Source organism: Streptomyces telluris, assembly GCF_024519335.1.
Classification (GTDB): domain Bacteria; phylum Actinomycetota; class Actinomycetes; order Streptomycetales; family Streptomycetaceae; genus Streptomyces; species Streptomyces telluris.
Genome location: NZ_JANIID010000001.1, coordinates 318325 through 337901 on the forward strand (window position 1 = coordinate 318325; position 19577 = coordinate 337901).

Annotated in this window: 19 protein-coding genes; 5 read left to right on the forward strand and 14 right to left on the reverse strand. The window is 73.5% G+C overall.

Annotation, left to right across the window (positions count from 1 at the left end):
• Positions 1–5: 5 nt before the first annotated feature.
• Entirely contained in the window at positions 6–809 is an 804-nt protein-coding gene (locus tag NQU55_RS01390) for an SDR family oxidoreductase (protein WP_168094194.1), read from the forward strand.
• A gap of 56 nt (positions 810–865) precedes the next feature.
• On the opposite strand, the gene NQU55_RS01395 is transcribed toward NQU55_RS01390, so the two are convergent.
• From NQU55_RS01395 to NQU55_RS01410, 4 genes are all read right to left on the reverse strand, one after another.
• Positions 866–1252, reverse strand: coding sequence for a VOC family protein (locus NQU55_RS01395; protein WP_168094195.1), 387 nt, complete (start codon positions 1250–1252; stop codon positions 866–868).
• 233 nt (positions 1253–1485) lie between these two features.
• Entirely contained in the window at positions 1486–2145 is a 660-nt protein-coding gene (locus tag NQU55_RS01400) for an MBL fold metallo-hydrolase (protein ID WP_168094196.1), read from the reverse strand.
• On the reverse strand, positions 2142–3227 hold the full coding sequence (locus NQU55_RS01405) for an S-(hydroxymethyl)mycothiol dehydrogenase (RefSeq protein WP_256789452.1): 1086 nt from the start codon (positions 3225–3227) through the stop codon (positions 2142–2144). Before NQU55_RS01405 ends, NQU55_RS01400 begins: the two co-directional genes overlap by 4 nt.
• 119 nt (positions 3228–3346) lie before the next feature.
• Positions 3347–4228: a LysR family transcriptional regulator gene (locus tag NQU55_RS01410; RefSeq protein ID WP_168097066.1), complete on the reverse strand. Its 882-nt coding sequence runs from the start codon at positions 4226–4228 to the stop codon at positions 3347–3349.
• A gap of 304 nt (positions 4229–4532) precedes the next feature.
• Between NQU55_RS01410 and NQU55_RS01415 the strand changes: the two genes are divergently transcribed.
• Positions 4533–5084 (forward strand): cupredoxin domain-containing protein, encoded by a 552-nt coding sequence (locus NQU55_RS01415; RefSeq protein WP_168096794.1) that lies wholly within the window; start codon positions 4533–4535, stop codon positions 5082–5084.
• Positions 5085–5211: 127 nt separating this feature from the next.
• Here the strand turns inward: NQU55_RS01415 and NQU55_RS01420 are convergent, their stop codons facing one another.
• Both NQU55_RS01420 and NQU55_RS01425 read right to left on the reverse strand, forming a co-directional pair.
• On the reverse strand, positions 5212–5949 hold the full coding sequence (locus tag NQU55_RS01420) for a dienelactone hydrolase family protein (protein WP_168096793.1): 738 nt from the start codon (positions 5947–5949) through the stop codon (positions 5212–5214).
• Between the two features lie 89 nt (positions 5950–6038).
• On the reverse strand, positions 6039–7157 hold the full coding sequence (locus NQU55_RS01425) for a GNAT family N-acetyltransferase (RefSeq protein WP_256789456.1): 1119 nt from the start codon (positions 7155–7157) through the stop codon (positions 6039–6041).
• Positions 7158–7440: 283 nt separating this feature from the next.
• Here NQU55_RS01425 and NQU55_RS01430 point away from each other — a divergent pair, with 283 nt between their 5' ends.
• The gene (locus tag NQU55_RS01430; protein WP_256789458.1) at positions 7441–7644 is read left to right on the forward strand and encodes a cold-shock protein; all 204 of its coding nucleotides are present in this window, start codon (positions 7441–7443) and stop codon (positions 7642–7644) included.
• An 18-nt stretch (positions 7645–7662) separates the two neighbouring features.
• Here NQU55_RS01430 and NQU55_RS01435 read toward each other — a convergent pair whose 3' ends face one another.
• From NQU55_RS01435 to NQU55_RS01455, 5 genes are all read right to left on the reverse strand, one after another.
• Positions 7663–8670 carry a quinone oxidoreductase family protein gene (locus NQU55_RS01435; protein ID WP_168096580.1) on the reverse strand — a complete coding sequence of 336 codons (1008 nt, stop codon included), beginning with the start codon at positions 8668–8670 and terminating at the stop codon, positions 7663–7665.
• A 43-nt stretch (positions 8671–8713) separates the two neighbouring features.
• The gene (locus NQU55_RS01440) at positions 8714–9151 is read right to left on the reverse strand and encodes an Rrf2 family transcriptional regulator (RefSeq protein WP_168096579.1); all 438 of its coding nucleotides are present in this window, start codon (positions 9149–9151) and stop codon (positions 8714–8716) included.
• Between the two features lie 137 nt (positions 9152–9288).
• Entirely contained in the window at positions 9289–10527 is a 1239-nt protein-coding gene (locus NQU55_RS01445) for a MalY/PatB family protein (RefSeq protein ID WP_206330171.1), read from the reverse strand.
• A gap of 58 nt (positions 10528–10585) precedes the next feature.
• Positions 10586–12970, reverse strand: a complete 2385-nt coding sequence (locus NQU55_RS01450) for a glycoside hydrolase family 65 protein (protein ID WP_256789460.1) — start codon at positions 12968–12970, stop codon at positions 10586–10588.
• Positions 12967–13719, reverse strand: a complete 753-nt coding sequence (locus tag NQU55_RS01455; RefSeq protein ID WP_168096300.1) for an HAD family hydrolase — start codon at positions 13717–13719, stop codon at positions 12967–12969. Before NQU55_RS01455 ends, NQU55_RS01450 begins: the two co-directional genes overlap by 4 nt.
• 151 nt (positions 13720–13870) lie before the next feature.
• Between NQU55_RS01455 and NQU55_RS01460 the strand changes: the two genes are divergently transcribed.
• Together NQU55_RS01460 and NQU55_RS01465 are read left to right on the forward strand one after the other, a co-directional pair.
• Entirely contained in the window at positions 13871–14389 is a 519-nt protein-coding gene (locus tag NQU55_RS01460; protein WP_168096301.1) for a hypothetical protein, read from the forward strand.
• Positions 14390–14870: 481 nt separating this feature from the next.
• The gene (locus tag NQU55_RS01465; RefSeq protein ID WP_256789461.1) at positions 14871–15515 is read left to right on the forward strand and encodes a hypothetical protein; all 645 of its coding nucleotides are present in this window, start codon (positions 14871–14873) and stop codon (positions 15513–15515) included.
• Positions 15516–15617: 102 nt separating this feature from the next.
• Here the strand turns inward: NQU55_RS01465 and NQU55_RS01470 are convergent, their stop codons facing one another.
• The 3 genes from NQU55_RS01470 to NQU55_RS01475 all read right to left on the reverse strand — a co-directional run bounded on the left by NQU55_RS01470 (position 15618) and on the right by NQU55_RS01475 (position 19475).
• Entirely contained in the window at positions 15618–17840 is a 2223-nt protein-coding gene (locus NQU55_RS01470) for a HelD family protein (RefSeq protein WP_256789463.1), read from the reverse strand.
• A 154-nt stretch (positions 17841–17994) separates the two neighbouring features.
• Entirely contained in the window at positions 17995–18108 is a 114-nt protein-coding gene (locus tag NQU55_RS37255) for an MFS transporter small subunit (protein WP_420823907.1), read from the reverse strand.
• On the reverse strand, positions 18105–19475 hold the full coding sequence (locus NQU55_RS01475; RefSeq protein ID WP_168096348.1) for an OFA family MFS transporter: 1371 nt from the start codon (positions 19473–19475) through the stop codon (positions 18105–18107). The genes NQU55_RS37255 and NQU55_RS01475 overlap by 4 nt, the downstream gene beginning before the upstream one ends.
• Positions 19476–19577: the final 102 nt, after the last annotated feature.

The window sequence follows — 19577 nt, forward strand, 5'->3', positions numbered from 1 at the left end:
CCCGCATGACCAGCTCGCACTCCTCCGTCTCCGTCCCCGCCTCCGTCCCCGCACCCGCTTCCGCCCCCGCGACGACGCCTGTCCCCGCCGCCGCTCCGCTCACCGGCCGCGACGTCGTCATCGTCGGCGGCGGGTCGGGCATCGGCCTGGAGGTCGCGCGGCGCGCGGTCGCGGCCGGCGCGCGCGTCGTGCTCGGCGGGCGGAACAAGGGCAAGCTCGCCGCGGCCGCGCAGTCGCTCGGGGACGGCGCGCGCTGGGGAGCGGTGGACACCACCGACAAGGAGTCCCTGGCCCGCTTCTTCGACGGCATCGAGCGGATCGACCACCTCTTCACCCCGGCCGCCTCCTACCGGGTGGGCCCCATGCTCGAGTTGAGCGACGCCGACGCCGAGAGCCCGTTCGTGTCGAAGTTCTGGGGCCAGTACCACGCCGTCAAGTGCGCGGCACCCCGGCTGACGCCGGACGCCTCCGTCGTCCTGATGTCCGGCGCCGCGAGCGTACGCCCCCCGGCCGCCGCACCCGCCTACGTCGCCTGCAACGCGGCGATCGAAGGCCTCGGACGCGGGCTGGCCGTGGAGCTCGCGCCCGTGCGCGTCAACGTCGTCTCGCCCGGCACGGTCGACGGCAACCTGTGGGCGCAGCGCCTGGCCGCGGTGCGCGAGGCGAGCTTCGCGCAGTACGGCAGGGACAGCCTGCTGCACCGGCCCGGGACCGAGGGCGAGATCGCCGACGCGGTGCTCTTCCTCTTCGCGAACACCTTCATGACGGGCTCGGTGCTCTACCCGGACGGCGGGTACGCCCTGCGCTGACGCGGAGGGGCCCCGGGCCGTCCCCCGGCCCGGGGCCCCTTTCCGTTCGTCCGGTGCTACGAGCCGCTGCCGTACGGGCGGGTGAGCACTTCCAGGTAGTGACCGGAGGGGTCGGGGAAGTAGACGCCCCGCCCGCCGTCGTGGTGATTGATCTCGTTCGGCCGGGTGCGGTACGGGTCGGCCCAGTACGGCAGGCCGGCTTCCTTGATCCGCCCGAAGATGCCGTCGAAGGACTCCTCCGGCACCAGGAACGCGTAGTGCTGCGGGACGATCTCCGGCCGGTCGCTGGTGATGAAGTCCAGCGTGACGCCGTTGCCCGTGACCACGGGAGCGAAGGGGCCCATGTCGGGCCCGACCTCGAGGCCCAGGATGTTCGCGAGGAACGCGGCGGACTCCCGCTTGTCCCGGGAGTGAACGATGGTGTGATTCAACTCGACTGACACGATGCAATGCCTCCACAGGCATCTCCCGGACACCGGCCGCACTCCACCCGGATGGTGAAGGCGCCCCGATGCCCGGGATCGACCGTAATCGTCCGCCCTGCGCGATGTCATCGGGCTTCGGACCTACTCCGGGAGACCGGCCCGCTCACCGGCCTGAGGATCGGCGCGCGGACCGGTCCTAGGACTTGCCCCAGGACCGGTACGCAGACCGGCCCGGCGGCCCGGTGGCCGTGTCAGTGTCCGCGCGCGATCCACTCCGGCAGCGCCGGGGCCTCGCCGTCGACCGTCGTGCTCTCCCCGTGGCCCGTGCGCACCACCGTGTCCGGCGGCAGCGACAGCAGCCGCTTGCGGATCGAGTCGATGATGGTGGGGAAGTCCGAGAAGGACCGGCCCGTCGCGCCCGGCCCGCCGTGGAAGAGGGTGTCGCCGGTGAAGACCGTGCCCAGCGCCGGCGCGTACAGGCAGACGCCGCCGGGGCTGTGGCCGGGGGTGTGCAGCACCGTCAGCTCGACGCCCGCCACGGACAGCACCCGGCCGTCCGTCAGGTCCCCGTCGGGCGCGGTGTCCGGGTGCGTCCGGTCCCACAGCATCCGGTCGTCCGGGTGGAGCAGGACCGGAGCGCCCGTGCGCGCCGCGAGCTCCGGCGCCGCGTCGATGTGGTCGTTGTGCGCGTGGGTGCACAGGATCGCGACGAGCCGGCGGTCGCCGACCGCCCTCGCGATCGCCTCGGCGTCGTGGGCCGCGTCGATGACGACGGCCTCCCGGTCGTCGCCCACGATCCAGACGTTGTTGTCGACCGCCCAGACGCCGCCGTCCAGGGCGAACACGCCGGAGGTGACGATGCGTTCGACGCGGGCCTTCCCGCCGTCCGGTGCCGTCTCCGCCGCGCTCACAGCAGCACCACCGAGCGCAGCACCTCGCCCTTCTCCATCCGGTGGAACGCCTCCTCCACCCCGTCCAGAGCGATCGTCTCGCTGACGAACGCGTCGAGGTCGAGACGGCCCTGCAGGTAGAGGTCGATCAGCATGGGGAAGTCCCGGGAGGGCAGGCAGTCGCCGTACCACGAGGACTTCAGCGCACCGCCGCGCCCGAAGACGTCCAGCAGCGGCAGCTCCAGCTTCATCTCCGGCGTGGGCACGCCCACCAGCACCACGGTGCCGGCCAGGTCACGCGCGTAGAAGGCCTGGCGGTACGTCTCCGGGCGGCCGACCGCGTCGATGACGACGTCGGCGCCGAAGCCCCCGGTCAGCGAGCGGATCGCCTCGACGGCGTCCGTGGAGGAGGAGTTGACGGTGTGGGTGGCGCCCAGGGCCTTGGCCTGCTCCAGCTTGGCGTCGGAGAGGTCCACCGCGATGATCTTCGCGGCGCCGGCCAGCCGGGCCCCGGCGACCGCCGCGTTGCCCACGCCGCCGCAGCCGATGACCGCGACCGTGTCGCCCCGGCCCACCTGACCGGTGTTGATCGCCGCGCCCAGGCCGGCCATCACGCCGCAGCCCAGCAGGCCGGCGGCCGCGGGCGCCGCGGCGGGGTCGACCTTGGTGCACTGCCCGGCGGCCACCAGCGTCTTCTCCGCGAAGGCCCCGATGCCCAGCGCGGGGGAGAGCTCCGTGCCGTCCGTCAGCGTCATCTTCTGCTTCGCGTTGTGCGTGTTGAAGCAGTACCAGGGGCGGCCGCGCAGACACGCCCGGCACTGGCCGCAGACCGCGCGCCAGTTGAGGATCACGAAGTCGCCCGGCGCCACTTCGGTCACTCCGTCACCGACCGACTCGACCACACCGGCGGCCTCGTGGCCGAGGAGGAACGGGAATTCGTCGTTGATCCCGCCTTCCCGGTAGTGCAGGTCGGTGTGGCAGACCCCGCACGCCTGGATCTTCACGACGGCCTCGCCCGGTCCCGGGTCCGGGACGAAGATCGTCTCGACCCGCACGGGATCGCCCTTGCCTCGTGCGATGACACCGCGTACTTCTTGCGCCATGGGGGTGCTGCCTTTCTCGGTGGTCGGATCTTGTGGTCGGACCGCCCCCCACTCTGCGCGGGAAACCGGACCGTGTCCAACATCCCTGACCGATCACATTCAGCAGTACTCCTGATCAGTCAGCAGTTCTCCTGATCGGTCATGGCCAGCAGCGCACGGGCGGCCGCGGTCGGCTTGCCCGCCGCCGGCACGGCCACGGCCACCTTCCACAGCGTCGGCCCCTCCAGCGGCACCGCACTGAGCCCGCGCGCCTGCTCCTTGACCGTCACCGGGCGCGGCACGACCGCCGCGCCCAGGCCGCGCGAGACGAGGTCGAGCAGCGTATAGACGTCGTTGACCTGCAGCGCGACCTTCCGGGCCACGCCCGCGTCGGCGAACGCGAGATCCGCGGCCCGGCGGGCGCCCCAGTCCGGGTGGAGGTCCACGAACACCTCGCCGGCCAGCCGCGCCAGGGGCACCGGCCCGCTGAGGCCGGCCAGCGGGTGGTCCGCCCGGCACAGCAGCATCAGGGGCTCCTCCGCGACCGGCCGCAGCCGCACCCCCTCGTGGAAGCCGTCGTGCACGACGAACGCCACGTCGAGCTCGCCGCGCCGCAACTGCTCCAGCAGCCGGCCCGAACCCGCCTGCTCCATGTGCACCTCCACCTGCGGGTGCAGCGCGTGGAAGGAGGCCAGCAGCGCGGCCGCGTCCACCGTGCCCATGCACTGCTCGGTCCCCACCGAGAGCGTGCCGCCCATCAGCCCCTGCACCGCGGCGACGGCCTCCCGGGCCGCGGCCGCGCACGCCAGCGTCCGCCGCGCCTCCACCAGCAGCGCCCGTCCGGCGTCCGTCAGCCCCACGCGCCGCGTCGTGCGCAGGAACAGCTCGGCGCCCAACTCCCGTTCCAGGGCCCGCACCGAGGCCGACACCCCCGACTGCGCCACCCGCAGCCGCTCCGCCGCGTGCGTGAAGTGCTGCTCCTCGGCGACGGCGACGAAGTGTTCGAGGTGTCTGAGTTCCATGATTCAGCATCGTAAGTGCTGGATCACGGCCTCCCCGCGGGGCCCTCAGGGGCCGTGCCCCGGGCGCGTGCCCCCGGCAAGTCCGGTCCGGCCGGGAGAGGGCCTTCCGGCGCCGCACGTCGGCCATTCGAACACCCCCGTCACACCCGTCCCGACAGCACTTCCAGGACAACTACTGCACCTGCGGAACCAGCGCCTCCCAGCTCACACCTGCTCCGTAGGCCCCAGCGGCCTTTTCGCACGTGGCCGGTCCTGTACCTGCGGTGCAGTCAGGACGCGACGTGCCTGTCTACTCTCCCGGGCCATGCGCAGATCACTGTTCGGACGCCTCGGGCTGTCCGCCACCCTCGCCTCCGTCGTCGCCCTGCTGGGCATGGCCCAGCCAGCCTCCGCCGCCGACACCCCGCCGATGACCGTCACCGTCGACAAGGCGTCCGCGACGCCCGGGTCCACGGTGAGCATCACGCTCAAGTTCACCAACGACCAGTCCACGAACACCCAGTTCGTGTACCAGTCCATACAGCCGACGTGGAGCACGTCGCAGGACCCCGCGCTGAAGTACGCGTTCGCCTCCTGCACCGGCGACGTGACCAGCTGCAACGTCACGGGCAAGCAGAGCGGCTCGATGAACTACGCCGTGCCGATCCTCCCCGGCGCCAGCCGCACCGTGACCCTGACCTACAACGTCGCCGCGGACTCGGCCTGCGGCCCGAGCCGCCGCATCGAGTTCTACACCTACCTGTACTACGAGTACCAGGGCGGCCAGGCCAAGAAGGACGGCGTCAACTCGGTCGGCACCGACATCGCCTGCAACACGTCGGGGACCCTCGGGAAGGCAGCCGGCGCCGGGCACTGAGCCACGCCGGACCCTCGCTGCACGAAGCCGTAGGTCCGGCCCGGCCAGGAGCGCGCCCTGGCCGGGCCCGGGCGGGCACCCGCCCCTCGGCCGCCCGCCGGTCCGCAGGCTTGTCCTCCGCCGCCGGTCAGTCCGCGGCCAGGTGCTCCGCGAAGAACGCCTCGATGCGCCGCCAGCCGTCCGCGGCCGCCGCCGGCTCCGGGCCGATGCCCATCACCGCGCGCATCACCGGCCGCATCAGCAACGGCACGTTGTCGGCGTGGTTGAAGAACGAGTGCCCGGCGTCCGGATAGACCTTGACGTCGTGCGGGACGCCCGCACGCTCCAGCGCCTCCCGCAGCGGGTCCGCGTAACCCCGGAAGGCCCGGTCCTTCGCACCGTAACTGGCGATCACCGGGCACGCGCCCCGCATCGCCCCTTCCACATCGTCCGGCGGACGCCCGTAGTTGGACGAGGCGGCGTCGTACCCGCCCCGGCCCGCCAGGACGAGCGCGAAACCGCCGCCCATGCAGAACCCGATGACCCCGACCTTGCCCGTACAGCCGGGGTCGGCCAGCAGCCGCTGCCGGGCGGCCTCGATGTCCCCGTACACCGGGCCCCGGCCGGACATCAGCGAGCGCATCGCCGGCACCAGGCAGCGGTAGGGGGAGCGGCCGCGGTAGAGATCGGGCATCAGCGCCAGGTAACCCGCCTCGGCCATCCGCTCGTTGAGCCGGCGGTTGACCGCGTCGGCGCCCACCGCCTCGAAGAGGACGACCACGCCCGGCCGGGGTTCCTTCCCCGGGGGCCGCGCCAGATAGCCATGGAGCCCGGGGGCCCCGCCGTGCCGGACGCTCAGCTCCGACAGATCAACGAGTTCGGCCATCCCGCGACGCTACGACGAGGGGCCTCGCCTCCGCCACCGAATACCGCCGTCCGCATCCGCGGTGCGCGCCGCGCCGCCGGCGGCCGCCGTCACCCCGCCCACGACGGCCGGACCCACGCGGACGGCGAGTCCGGCGCGGGGCCGTCCCCCTCGGGTGCGGGGTCCGGCAGGTCCAGCGCCCGTGCGGCGAGCCCCTCCCGCGCCCGGTCGCGCGCCCGGCCGCCGGTGGTGACGGCCACCGTCCACAGGGGCTCCAGCCGCGCGCCGCGCCGCGACTTGGCCCGGGACGTGCCGATGCCGAGGTGGACGGCGCGGGCCCCCAGCTCGTGGGCGAGCCGGAGCGGTTCGTAGAACATCAGGCCGAAATAGCAGCCGCGCGTCCCGGGGCGGGACTCGTCGACGCCGATCAGCCGCACCCACAGCACGTCGCGGTAGTGGAAGACCAGGTGGCAGCCGACCGTGCGGCCCGCGAGCCGGGCCCGGACGACGTAGGCGCCGGGGAGCTCGGCGCAGCGGGCCAGGTAGCGGGAGAAGCGCGAGCCGGGCCGGTCGTAGGCGGAGCCGTACATGCGCTCGTGCAGCGCCAGCAGGTCGCCCGTGTCGTCGTCGGGTCCGGTCAGCGGGCGGGCGGAGAAGGCGACGCCCGCCATGGTGTACCGCCGCAGGTCGTCCTTCACCTGATGGCGGTGGGCCTTCTCCAGCCCGGCCAGATAGCCGTCGAAGCCGGTGCCCGGAACGTCGAGCCAGGCGTCCCAGGCGATCAGGCCGGCCGGGTGGCCCGCCGACTCGAAGGCGGCGGCCGGCCCGCTCGGCAGGTACGGCAGGAGGGCGGCCTCGGGCGCGGAACCCCCCTCTCCGGGGGCCAGCAGGCCCTCGGCCACCTCGTCGGCCGGCAGCCGCTCCGGCCCGTAGCGCAGTTCGTTGAGGTAGCCGGTGCGGGGCCCGGCGACGACACAGCGCTCGGCCGGGAGCCGCCCGTGGAGGAGGAAGCCCGGGTGGTAGCGCGCGGTCTGCACCGCCGGGCCGTCGGTGAGGGGCGTCAGGGCCGCGGCGCGCTCCCGCGCGCACATCAGCAGCCAGCGGTAACGGTGGCCGTGCCCGTGCAGCAGCTCCAGCCAGGAGTCGCTGCTGTACAGGCCGCGCGCCGGGGCCAGGGGATGGCGCGCGGTCGCTTCCGGCAGTGATGCGTACGCGTACGAGCCGATCACGTGGTCCTTTCCGCCGCTGCGGTCACGGACACCCGGAGCGCCGGCCGTCGCCGCCCGTCGCTCCCGGGCGTCGAATATACCCGGGCCGTGCCGCCAAATGGGGCAAACGCGGACGGGAGGCGGGAAGGAGCGGCATTCCCTCCGAAGGGGTGAAGAGAGGGAAACGGAGGGCATCTCCGCCCGTTGGGAGGGGAAAGGTGAGGGACCGGGCCGGCCGTGACCGGCCGCGGCCGGCGGGTCGAGCCCGCCGCGCCGTACGAGAAGGACGAAGGACTGGAATCACATGGCAACAGGCAAGGTGAAGTGGTTCAACGCGGACAAGGGCTTCGGCTTCATCGAGCAGGACGACGGCGGCCCCGACGTGTTCGTCCACTTCTCGGCCATCGAGGGGACCGGCTTCAAGGAACTGCAGGAGAATGACCGCGTCTCCTACAACGTCACCCAGGGACCCAAGGGGCCCCAGGCGGAGAACGTCGTCCGTGAGTGAGGGGCCGCGCCCCCGGCCCTACCGGCCGTCTCCGGCGACCTTCAGCAGGACGCGTCCGAACGGCCGGTCCTCGATGAGGTGACGCTGCGCCCGGGCGGCCTCCTCCAGGGGGAACTCCCGGGCGACGACGGGGTCGAAGCGGCCCTCGGCCAGCCAGCCGGTCACCGTGCGCCGCGCCGCGTCCGCCGTCGCGGGCGCGAACATGTTGAACATGTACCCGTGGACCCGCGCGGTCCGCCAGATCAGGTCCGTCACGTCGACGGTGCCGCGCGTGCCTCCGGCGTAGCCCACGGAGACGTAGTCCCCGCCCCGGGACAGGCAGGCGAGGGCGTCGCCCAGCAGGGGCCCGGCGACGCCGTCGACGACGACGTCCACGCCCTTGCCGCCGGTCAGGCGGGCGACGCCCTCGCGCAGGCTCTCGCGGGAGAGGTCGACGACGTGGGCGAAGCCGGCCGCGCGGGCCTGTTCGGCCTTGGCGGTGCTGCCGGCCGTGGAGATCACCAGCGACGCTCCCAGCTCGGCGGCCACCTGGGCGGTCCCCATGCCCACCGCCCCGCCGATGCCCGGGGCGAGCACGCTCGATCCCGGGCGGAACCGGGCCAGCTCGGTCAGGGCGAGGTAGGCGGTGACGTGTCCGGCGCCCGCCTGCAGCGCCGCCATCTGCCGGTCCGTCACCCCGTCGGGGACGGGGGACAGACCGGCGGGGTGCTCGGCGACGTACTCGCGCCAGGTGCCGTCCACGCTCAGGCCGCGGCCCTGCCCGGAGACGCTCACCCGGGCGCCCGCGGCCAGCCCCGACGTGCCCGGGTCTGCCACCACGCCGACGGCCGCTCCACCGGGCACGATCGGCAGCGGCTTGTGCAGCTCCGGTGACATCCGCCCGGCCCGGACGGTGTCGTCCAGCGGGCTGACCGTGCCGTAGGTGATGCGGACCAGGGCCTGCCCGGGCGCCGGTTCGGGCACCGGCAGGTCGACCAGCCGGAGTTCGTCGTAGCCGCCGTGGCTGTCGTACTGGATCGCGCGCATGGGGTCTCCCCGCTCCGTTCGTGTGCGGCCGGCGCTCCGGCCCTCAGCCGGCCCGGCCGGCCAGCGTGCCCCGCAGGACGTCGGCGATCGAGGTGCTGCCGAGGGCGCCGTGCACGGCCGCCTCGGCCCCGCCGTAGACCTCTTCCAGGGCGGGCCGGATGCCCGCGCCGATCGGGCACTTCTGGTTGGGCTCCGCGCGGTGGAGGGCGAACAGCGGCTCGGTCTCCACCGCCCGGTAGACGTCCAGCAGGGTGATGGCGTCCGCCTCGCGCAGCAGCCGCCAGCCGGCGCCGGCCCCGTGCAGGGCCTCCACCAGGCCGGCCTTGCGCAGCTCGCCCAGGCTCCGCCGGATGACCACCGGGTTGGTGTTGACGCTGCCGGCGATCTGATCCGACGTCACCACGTCCCGGCCGCGGGCCTTCACGAGCGCCATCCAGGTCAGCACGTGGACGGCCACGGTGAGCCTGCTGTTCGCGGCCATCGCATCCTCCTCGGTTCGTCGGGCGGTTCTCGGTGGTTCTCCGGGCCCGGCGGTGTAACTATTTCAGTTACGACACCGAGGTTGTCAAGATCGTCTTCCGTCGGCCCCGGTTGCGCACCCGCCCCGGAGACCGCGCCTCACCGCCCCACGGCCGCCGCCATCCGGCGCACCGCCTCGGTGAGCACCTCGGGCGAGGCGGCGAAGTTCAGCCGCACGTGGCCCGCCCCGCCGGTGCCGAAGGGGAGGCCGCCGCTCAGCGCGACCCGGCCGCGCTCCAGGAAGACGGCCGCGGGGTCGTCGCCCAGCCCGAGCGCCCGGCAGTCCAGCCACGCCAGGTACGTGCCTTCCGGGCGCAGGTACCGGATCTCCGGCAGGTGCCGCTCCAGCAGTTCGCCCAGCAGCCGCCGGTTGTCGTCCAGCGCCGGCAGGAGGGCGTCGAGCCAGTCGCCGCCGTCGCGCAGCGCCGCGGTGTGCGCCACGACCCCGAGGTGACTGGGACCGTGGCTGACGATCTGCGGCAGCCGGGCCAGGTCGTCCGCGGCGGCCGGGCCCGCGACGGCCACGGCCGCCTTGAGGCCCGCCAGGTTCCAGGCCTTGGAGGCGGACAGCAGGCAGAAGGCGTCCTCCGCGCCGGGCACCGACAGGTACGGCACGTACTGCGCGCCGGGCAGCACCAGCGGGGCGTGGATCTCGTCGGCGACGACGCGTATCCCGTAGGCGTTCGCGAGCTCGGCCACCGCCGTCAGCTCGGCGCGGGTGTGCACCGTCCCGGTCGGGTTGTGCGGGTTGCACAGCAGGTACGCGGCACGCCGCCCGCCCGCGGTCGCCCGCCGGAACGCGGCCTCCAGGGCGCTCGCGCGCAGCCGGCCGTCCTCGCCCAGCGGGGCCTCCACCACCCGCCGGTCCTCGTGCTCCACGAACCCGTAGAACGGCGGGTACACGGGAGGGCTGACGACGACCGCGTCACCCGGCCCGGTCACCAGCTTCAGCATCTCCACCGAGCCGCGCATCACGTCCGCGACGGTCGCCGTCCGCTCCGGCGCCACGCCGTCCCAGCCCCAGCGCTTCCTGGCGAAGGAGTCCCAGGCCTCGGCGTACCCCGGCCCCCAGGGGTACCCCGTGTCGCCCAGGGCGAGCGCGGCGGTCAGGGCCCGCGTCACCGCACCGGCCGGCATCGCGTCCATCTCGGCCACCCACAGCGGCAGGACGTCCGGCGGGTAGGTGCGCCACTTCGCGCTCGTACGGCGCCGCAGTTCGGCCAGGGAGAGCCGGCGCAGGGGGTTGCCCTCCTCGCCGGAGGCGGGGGCACCGGATGCCGGGGCACCGGATGCGGGGACGTCGGGCACACGGGCGCCGGGCACGCAGTCATCAGACATGCAGATCATTGTCCGAACGCGGGGGCGGGGCCGGTAGTGGTGCGTTCGAGCCGGGCGCTCACACCTCCGCCGCCCCGCTCTCCTGCCGCCCCGGCGCCCACCCGCGGTGCGCCGGCTGCCGTCCCGCGGGCTGCGCCGGAGCGGGCGTGTCCGGGACGTCCGGCACCTTCCGGGTCACCACCGCGCCCTGCTTCAGCGTCATCACCTCCCCGTAGTGCTCGACCTCCAGGGCGTCGCCGTCCACCAGCTCGTACGTCGCGGTCCGCCCGGTGATCTCGACGCGCAGCCGGCGCTGCAGCACCTGCACCGTGAACGCCAGCCGGCCCAGCTGCTCGGGCAGCCGCGGGGAGAAGCCGACCGAGCCGTCGCAGTGGCGCAGCCCGCCGAAGCCCGAGACCAGGGCGATCCACGTGCCCGCGAGGGAGGCGATGTGCAGGCCGTCGCGCGTGTTGCTCTCCAGGTCGGACAGGTCCATCATCGCGGCCTCGCCGAGGTAGTCGTACGCAAGCCGCAGCTGGCCCACCTCGGCCGCCATGACGGCCTGGACGCACGCGGACAGCGAGGAGTCGCGCACCGTCAGCGGCTCGTAGTAGGCGAAGTTCCTGGCCTTCTGCTCGTCGGTGAAGGCGTCCCCGCGCAGGTACATGGCCATGACCAGGTCCGCCTGCTTGATCACTTGTTTGCGGTAGATGTCGAAGTAGGGGAAGTTGAGCATCAGCGGGTACTGGTCGGGAGCGGTCCCGGCGAAGTCCCACACCTGGTGGCCCGTGAAGCCGTTGGACTGCTCGTGCACGCCGAGCACCTCGTTGTACGGCAGGTTCATCCGCGCCGCCGCGTCCCGCCAGGCCGCCGTCTCCTCGTCGTCCACCCCGAAGCCCGCGGCGAGGTCCGGGTGGCGCTCGGAGGCGTCCGCCGCGGCCCGCAGGTTCTGCTGCGCCATCAGGTTCGTGTAGACGTTGTCGTCGGCGACGGCGCTGTACTCGTCCGGGCCCGTCACCCCGTCGATGTGGAACTGCCCCTGGTGGTCGTGGTGGCCCAGGGAACGCCACAGCCGTGCCGTGTGGACCAGCAGCTCCAGGCCGACCTCCCGCTCGAATGTGGTGTCGCCCGTGGCCAGCTGGTAGCGCACCACGGCGTCCGCGATGTCGGCGTTGACGTGGAACGCCGCCGTGCCCGCCGGCCAGTAGGCCGAGCACTCGTCGCCGTTGAGGGTCCGCCAGGGGAACGCCGCGCCGTTCAGCCCCAGCTGCCGGGCCCGGTTGAGCGCGGCGGGCAGGGTGGCGTGGCGCCACCGCAACGGCTGCGCCGCCGCCAGGGGTGCGGTGCACGTGAGCACCGGCAGGACGAAGGTCTCGGTGTCCCAGAAGCTGTGGCCGTCGTAGCCGGGGCCCGTCAGCCCCTTCGCGGCGATGGCCCGGCACTCCGCGCGCGCCCCCGCCTGCAGCACGTGGAACAGCGCGAACCGTACGGCCTGCTGGATCTCGGCGTCGCCGTCGACCTCGACGTCCGCCCGCTCCCAGAACTCCTGCAGGTACTGCTCCTGCTCGGCGCACAGCCGCCGCCAGCCGGTGCTCGTGGCGCCCGCCAGGGCCGCGTCCACCTGGTCGCGCATCGCCGGCAGCGAGCGCGTGCTCGACCAGCCGTAGGCGACGGTCTTCTCCAGCCGCAGCCGCTGCCCCGGCCGCAGCACCGTGGTGACGGTGTACCGGCTGAGGTCCGCGCTGCTCTTGGAGTACGTCTTCGTCTCCTCGGGGCCGTCCACGGCGTGCACGGCGGCCGTCGCGACCCGCAGCCCGCTGCGCTGGGTGCGGTGCACCAGGCGCAGCACCCCCTCCTCGGCCGCGTGCTCCTCCGGGACGAGCGGCGACTCCAGCACCGCCGCCACCCGCGGGTCGCCGCCCGCCCGGGGCAGCTGCTCGTTGGCCACCAGCTCCGACTGCAGGACGATGCGCGCCTCGCCGTCGACCGGCTCGACCTCGTAGGCGACGGCCGCGACCGCCCGCTGGGTGAAGGACACCAGCCGCGTCGAGCGCACCCGCACCGTCCGGCCGGAGGGCGACGTCCACTCCGCGGTGCGGTGCAGCAGGCCGGTGCGGAAGTCCAGCACCCGCTCGTGGTGCAGGAGCCGCCCGTACCGCAGGTCGAAGGGCTCGTCGTCGACGAGCAGCCGGACCACCTTGCCGTTGGTGACGTCGATGACCGTCTGCCCCGACTCCGGATAGCCGTACCCGGCCTCCGCGTACGGCAGCGGGCGCAGCTCGTAGACCCCGTTCAGGTACGAGCCCGGCAGGCCGTGCGGCTCGCCCTCGTCCAGGTTGCCGCGCCAGCCGATGTGGCCGTTGGCCAGGGCGAAGACGGATTCGCTCTGCGGCAGCACCTCCAGGTTCAGCTCGGTCTCGCGCAGGCACCACGGCTCGACGGCGTAGGCCGGATGGGTGATCACGTGTGCTCGCCCGCCTCTCCCAGCAGTTGCTCCAGGTCCTGGACGACCACGTCCGCGCCGTGGCTGCGCAGGGCCTCGGCCTGGCCGACGCGGTCCACGCCGACGACGTAGCCGAAGTCGCCCGCCCGGCCCGCCTCCATGCCCGCCAGCGCGTCCTCGTAGACGGCCGCCTGGGCCGGGGACACCCCGAGCTCCCGCGCCGCCTCCAGGAACGTGTCCGGGCGGGGCTTGCCGGGCAGCTTCCGCTCGGCGGCCACCACGCCGTCGATCCGCACCTCGAACAGGTCGGCGATGCCCGCCGCCACGAGCACGTCGTGGCAGTTGGCGCTGGAGGAGACGACGGCCCGCCGCAGGCCGGCCGCGCGGGCGGCGTGCACGTAGCGCACCGAGCCCTCGAAGGCCTCCACACCCATCTCCTTGATCTTCTCGAGGACGATCGCGTTCTTCCTGGTCCCGAGGCCCTGGACGGTGTCCCGCTCCGGCGGGTCGTCCGGATCTCCTTCGGGCAGGCGGATACCCCGCGAGGCGAGGAACGAACGCACGCCGTCGGCCCGGGGCATGCCGTCCACGTACCGGTCGTAGTCCTCCACCGCGTCGAACGGCCGGAAGCCCTCCCCGTCGCGCGCTCTGAGGAACGCGTCGAACATCTCCTTCCAGGCGGCCGCGTGCACGGTCGCCGTCCGGGTGAGCACCCCGTCCAGGTCGAACAGACAGGCGCGGATGGACTCGGGGAGGCCGAGGCTCGTCATGCGGCCATGATGCCCCGTGGGACGGGCGCGCGCCCGGCGCATACACTCGCTTGCGCCCGTCGCCCCGCAGCCGCTCCCGTCCACCCGAAGGCCGTGTACGCCCCGGGCGGGCGGGTGCGGAGTGCTCCGTTCAGACCCGTAAAGTGATCAAATGACCCATCCCGTTGATGCTGTCGATGCCGCCGCGGTCGCCCTGGGCGAGCGCGCCTGGATCCCCCACGAGGAAGAGCTCGCCCTCGGCCGGGCCTTCCTCGCCCACCGCGACGCGGTCGAGCCGCGCCTGCTGCCGGACATGCCCCGCAGCACCGACCCGCAGGGGTGGATCACCCAGCACGTGCTGTGGCTCGAGGACGTGGCGGCCCTCGCCGAGAACGTCCGCAACCAGTGGTACGCCCACCTGCCGACCAGTCACATGACGGCCCTGATCTCCGCCTACGCCGAGCACGCCCGCGCCGTGACGCCGCTCGCCGGCCACCTGCGCGAGGCGTGGGCGGCGGAGTCGCCCGCGCCGCGCACCCAGGAACAGGTCACGTGGTGGGAGGACTGGCACCTCCCGCCCGCCCAGCGCCAGCAGCTCGACGCGCTGACCCACCGCCTGATCGTCATCGGCTCGGTGGTCGTCGCGGCGGTCACGGGGGCCTGGAACGAGGCCCCCGCCGAGGGCGTCTGAGGTCCGGCGGGGCGGGGGTTCGGTGTGCGGTGCCGCGTCGGTCCCGGCGCCGGCAGCACCGGAGAGCCTCCGCCTCGCCACCCGCGGCGGCGGATTCATTCGGCGAGTCGGCGGTAGCCGATGAGGGCTGCGGCTATGCCGACGCCGTGCGCCATCGGCGCGGCCGGGGCCCTCTCAAGGCGCACGCTTGGTAATGGTTCATGCGCCTGAACACTGTCAAGAAGTGGCCTTGAGCCTTTGTTCCCCGCAAATCAGCCATTGCCCCGGTCGTGCGTGCAATTCCGTTGCTACGTTCTGCCCGTCGTGACAGCGGCATGAGCCGCCGTCCTTGCAGGGAGGGGTATGCATGAGCATCGGGGAACGGCAGTCGAGGCGGCGTGGTGCGTTAGGGCGGGTGCAGGGCTGTGAACCGGCCGGCGCCTTCCGCGGGGTGCGGAGAAGACGTACGGGGGTGGCGGTCGCCAGAGACAGAATCGCCGCGGTGATCGGAGCGATCGCGCTGATCGCCACCGCGATGCTCGCCGGTACGGCGGGCACGGCCGCCGCTGCGGAACGGGGGTCGCAGGCCGCGGCAGGCGAGTGGGTCTGCCCCGGGACGCCCGTTCCGCCCCTGTACGTCACCACCGACTACAACCGTAACGGCTGCAACGGCCTGGGCGCCTGGTACCAGGAGCCCGTCCGTGACGGCATATGGGCCTGCTCGGGCTCGACCGTCGCGCCTGGATACGTTTACACCGACCTCAACCGTATCGGCTGCAGCGGCCAGGGCGCGTGGCGTCACGAACGGGTCCGTGACGGTATATGGGCTTGCTCGGGCTCGACCGTCGCGGTCGGGTACGTCTACACCGACCTCAACCGTATCGGCTGCAGCGGCCAGGGCGCGTGGCGTCACGAACGGGTCCGTGACGGCATATGGGCCTGCTCGGGCGCAATCCTCGCGCCTGGGTACGTCTACACCGACCTCAACCGCATCGGCTGCAGCGGCCAGGGCGCCTGGTACCACCAACTGCCCCGTGACGGCGTATGGGTCTGCTCGGGCTCACCCGTCCCGCCCGGCTACCGCTCCACCGACCTCAACAGCAGCGGCTGCAACGGCCAGGGGGCATGGCGCCTCGTGCGCGCCTGACCGGCCCCGATCACGTAGGCCGGAGGCGCCGTGCACCCGTGGCGCCTCCGGTGCGTGAACCGGGAAGCCACTAGGGGGCGACGTCCCGCCGCCCCCGTCGCGTCAGCCGGCGAGCAGGGCGCCCTCCAGGCCCTCCGGAAGCGGGCCCGTGTGCACGATCCCGAGTCGCTGCGTCGCCCGGGTCAGGGCCACGTACAGGTCGCTCAGGCCGAATTCCGCCGGTTCCGCCACGATGACCGCGTCGAACTCCAGGCCCTTCGCCTGCCGCGGGTCCAGGAGGACCACGGGGCGGGTCAGGTCCGGTGCCGGGCCGTGGGCGGCGTCCGGGAGGGCCGCGGAGAGTGCCGCGTGGTGCGGGCGCGGTGCGATGACCGCCAGGCGGCCCTCCTGCGGGAGCTCCTTCGCCACGGCCTCGGCGACCGCGCCCGGGAGGTCGCCGGTGCGCAGCGCCCAGGGGCGCTCGTCCGTGGAGCGGATCGAGCGCGGGGGCTCGAAGGACGGGTCCGCCGAGCGCAGGACGCCCGCCGCGACCTCCATGACCTCGGCCGGCGTCCGGTAGTTGACGCCGAGCCGCACGTGCTCCCAGCGGTCCCCGACGTACGGTTCGAGGACCGTGCGCCACGCGCCGCAGCCGCCCGGCTCGGACGTCTGCGCGGGGTCGCCGACCAGGGTCATCGAGCGGGTGGGGCAGCGCCGCATCAGCAGCCGCCAGGCCATCGGGGACAGCTCCTGCGCCTCGTCCACGATGATGTGGCCGAAGGCCCAGGTGCGGTCGGCGGCGGCGCGCTCGGCGGCGCTGCGGTGGTCCTCCTCCTCGTGCCGCTCGGCGAGCCGTTCCGCGTCGACGAGGTCGTGCGCGGCCAGGACTTCGGAGTCCTCGTCCTCCCGGTCCTCGAACTCCTGGGTGCGGGAGCCGTAGGACATGTCGAGCACGCCCTGGGCGTAGGCGACCTGCCGCTGCCGCTCGGCCTCGGCGGCGGCGCGGGCGGCCGAGTCGTCCTCGCCGAGCAGCTCGGCGGCCTCGTCCAGCAGCGGGACGTCGGCGGGGGTCCAGGCGCCGCCTTCGCGCCGGACGGCCGCGGCGTCGGCCTCGGGGAGGTGGACGGGGTCGGCGAGGTAGTCCGCGATCAGCTGCCGGGGGGTGAGGGCGGGCCACAGCTCCTCGATCGCCGCGTGCACCGCGGGGCTGGCGGCGACGGCCTTGCCGAGCTGGGCGATGTCGTCGGGGCCCAGGAAGTTCGGCCCGCCGAAGGGGTCCGCGCCTATGCGGTCGGCGAGCTGCCGGGTGAGCGCGTCGATGACGTGGAAGGCGAAGTAGGGGCGGGCGAGGTTGTGCGGCAGGTTCGTGGCGCGCGCGTGGTGCCGCGCGTCGGAGGCGATGTCCGCGTCCAGGTGCAGTTCGCCGTCCTCGTGGTCGATGACGGTCGCCGGGTCGGGCAGGGTCTGCCGGTCGCGGACGTAGGCGGCCAGGGCGCCGGCCATGGCCGCGCCGCCCTTGACCTCGGCGGCCCGCGGCGTGTCGGTGCCGGTCGCGGTCACGCCGGGGAAGAGCTCGCCGGGGGTGGCGAGCAGCACGCCCGTCTCGCCGAGCGAGGGCAGCACCTCCCCGATGTAGCCGAGGAAGGCGGGGTTGGGGCCGACGATGAGCACGGCGCGCCGGGCCAGCTGCTCGCGGTGGGCGTACAGCAGGAAGGCGGCGCGGTGCAGGGCGACGACCGTCTTGCCGGTGCCGGGCCCGCCCTCGACGACGAGGACGCCGCGGTGCGGGGCGCGGATGATGCGGTCCTGCTCGGCCTGGATGGTCTGCACGATGTCGTGCATCCGGCCGGTGCGCGCCGCGTCGAGGGCGGAGAGCAGCACGGCGTCGGCGTCGGAGCCCTCGTGCCCGGTGCGTTCGGTGTCGGTGAGGTCGAGGATCTCGTCGTGCAGGGCGGTGACGCGGCGGCCCTCGGTGGTGATGTGCCGCCGGCGGCGCAGCCCCATGGGGGTGTGCCCGGTGGCGAGGTAGAACGGGCGGGCGACCTCGGCGCGCCAGTCGATGACGAGCGGGGTGCGCTCGGCGTCGTCGCGCCGGATGCCGATGCGGCCGATGTGGTGGTCGCGGCCGTCCCGGAAGGCGAGCCGGCCGAAGCACAGGCCCCGCTCGCCGGCGTTGAAGGCGGAGAGGAGCCCGGACTGCTCGGCCACCATGACATCGCGCTCCAGGCGGGCCTGGAAGGTGCTGCCGCCCTGGGCCAGGGCCCGGGCCACCGCCGACTCGGCTCCGGCGCGCAGCTCGGCCAGGCGTTCGTGGAGCATATCGATGAATTCTTGCTCGTTGCGCATGTCCGCGATTGACAATTCAGCTCCAGCCGGGGTACTATGACTTCATAAGGCTTCCCCCTGCCCTGGATTCAGCAGGGCAGGGAAATATTCAATATACGCAGAGAAATCCCCCGTCCGTCAATACGGCCGGGGGATTTCCTGCTTTCCGGGCGGCTCACCCGGTGAACAATTGCCGAAGCCTTGAGGCGAGTTCGTACACTCCGTAGGCGAAGGGCGCCCCCACCCACAGCCAGCTCAGCACGAGCACCGCCTTGCGCACGGGTGTCACAGCCCCGCCCCCTTCTCCGGTACGGCGGCCGCCGGCGGCCGGCCCCCGCCGCCGGCCGGCTCGTGGTGGCGCGGGTGCACGGGCCGGACGAGCTCGTTGGCCGCGAAGCCCACGGCCAGCAGCCCGATCATGACCAGGAAGGACGTGGTGTACAGGCCCGGCCCCGTCCGGCCCGCGGACTTCCCGGCGTCGGCGACGGAGTTGACGATGAGCGGCCCGAGGATCCCGGCCGTGGACCACGCCGTCAGCAGCCGGCCGTGGATCGCACCGACCTGGTAGGTCCCGAAGAGGTCCCTGAGGTACGCGGGCACGGTCGCGAACCCGCCGCCGTAGAAGGACAGCACCACACCGGCGCAGACGATGAACAGCGGCTTGGACGAACTGCCGGCCAGGGCGAGGACGAGATACATGAGTGCGCCCGCGCCGAGATAGAGCCGGTAGACGTTCTTGCGGCCGGCGACGTCGGAGGCGGAGGACCAGACGATCCGGCCGAGCATATTGGCGAGCGAGAGCACACCGACGAATCCCGAGGCGGCGGCCGCGCCCACGGGGGAGGAGGAGTCCGCGAAGAAGTCTGTGATCATCGGGGCGGCCTTTTCCAGAATGCCGATGCCCGCCGTGACGTTCGCGCAGAGGACGACCCACAGGCACCAGAACTGCGGCGTGCGCAGGGCGTTGCGGGCCGACACCTGACCGCTCGAGACGAGCTCCCGGGACGGCGCGCGGCCCCCCGCCCCTCCCGGCGGCCCCGGGGAATCGGGCGGCACCCGTACGAGCAGCACCCCGAGCGTCATGAACACGGCGTACGCCACGCCCATCACCAGGAACGTCCGCGCGATGCCGGAGGAGTCCGTGCCGAAGTGCGACAGCAGCGCGGACGACCACGGCGAGGCGATGAGGGCACCGCCGCCGAAGCCCATGATGGCGATGCCGGTGGCCATGCCCGGGCGGTCGGGGAACCACTTGATGAGCGTGGAGACCGGCGAGATGTAGCCGATGCCCAGCCCGGTCCCGCCGATGAGGCCGTAGCCCGCCACGACGAGCCAGTACTGGCGCGTGGCCGCCCCCAGGGCGGCCACCAGGAAGCCGGACGAGAAGCACACGGCCGACACGGACATCGCCCAGCGCGGGCCGTTGCGCTCCACGAGCGTGCCGCCGAACGCGGCCGACAGGCCGAGCATCACGATCGCCACCTGGAACGGCAGCGCCGAGGCCGTGCCGGACAGGCCCAGCGAGGACTCCAGCGGCGGTTTGAACACGCTCCAGGCGTAGGCCTGGCCGATGGCCAGGTGGATGGACAGCGCGGCGGGCGGGACCAGCCAGCGGCTCCACCCCGGCGGTGCGACGACACCGGATCGGGCAGGCATGGACGGACGCTACAGCGCCTGCGGGGCCTGCGCCCAGACCGCGGGGGAAAGCGGCCGCGGGAGAACCGGCCGTCAGGGAAGCCGAGCGCTTGCCTGACGGCC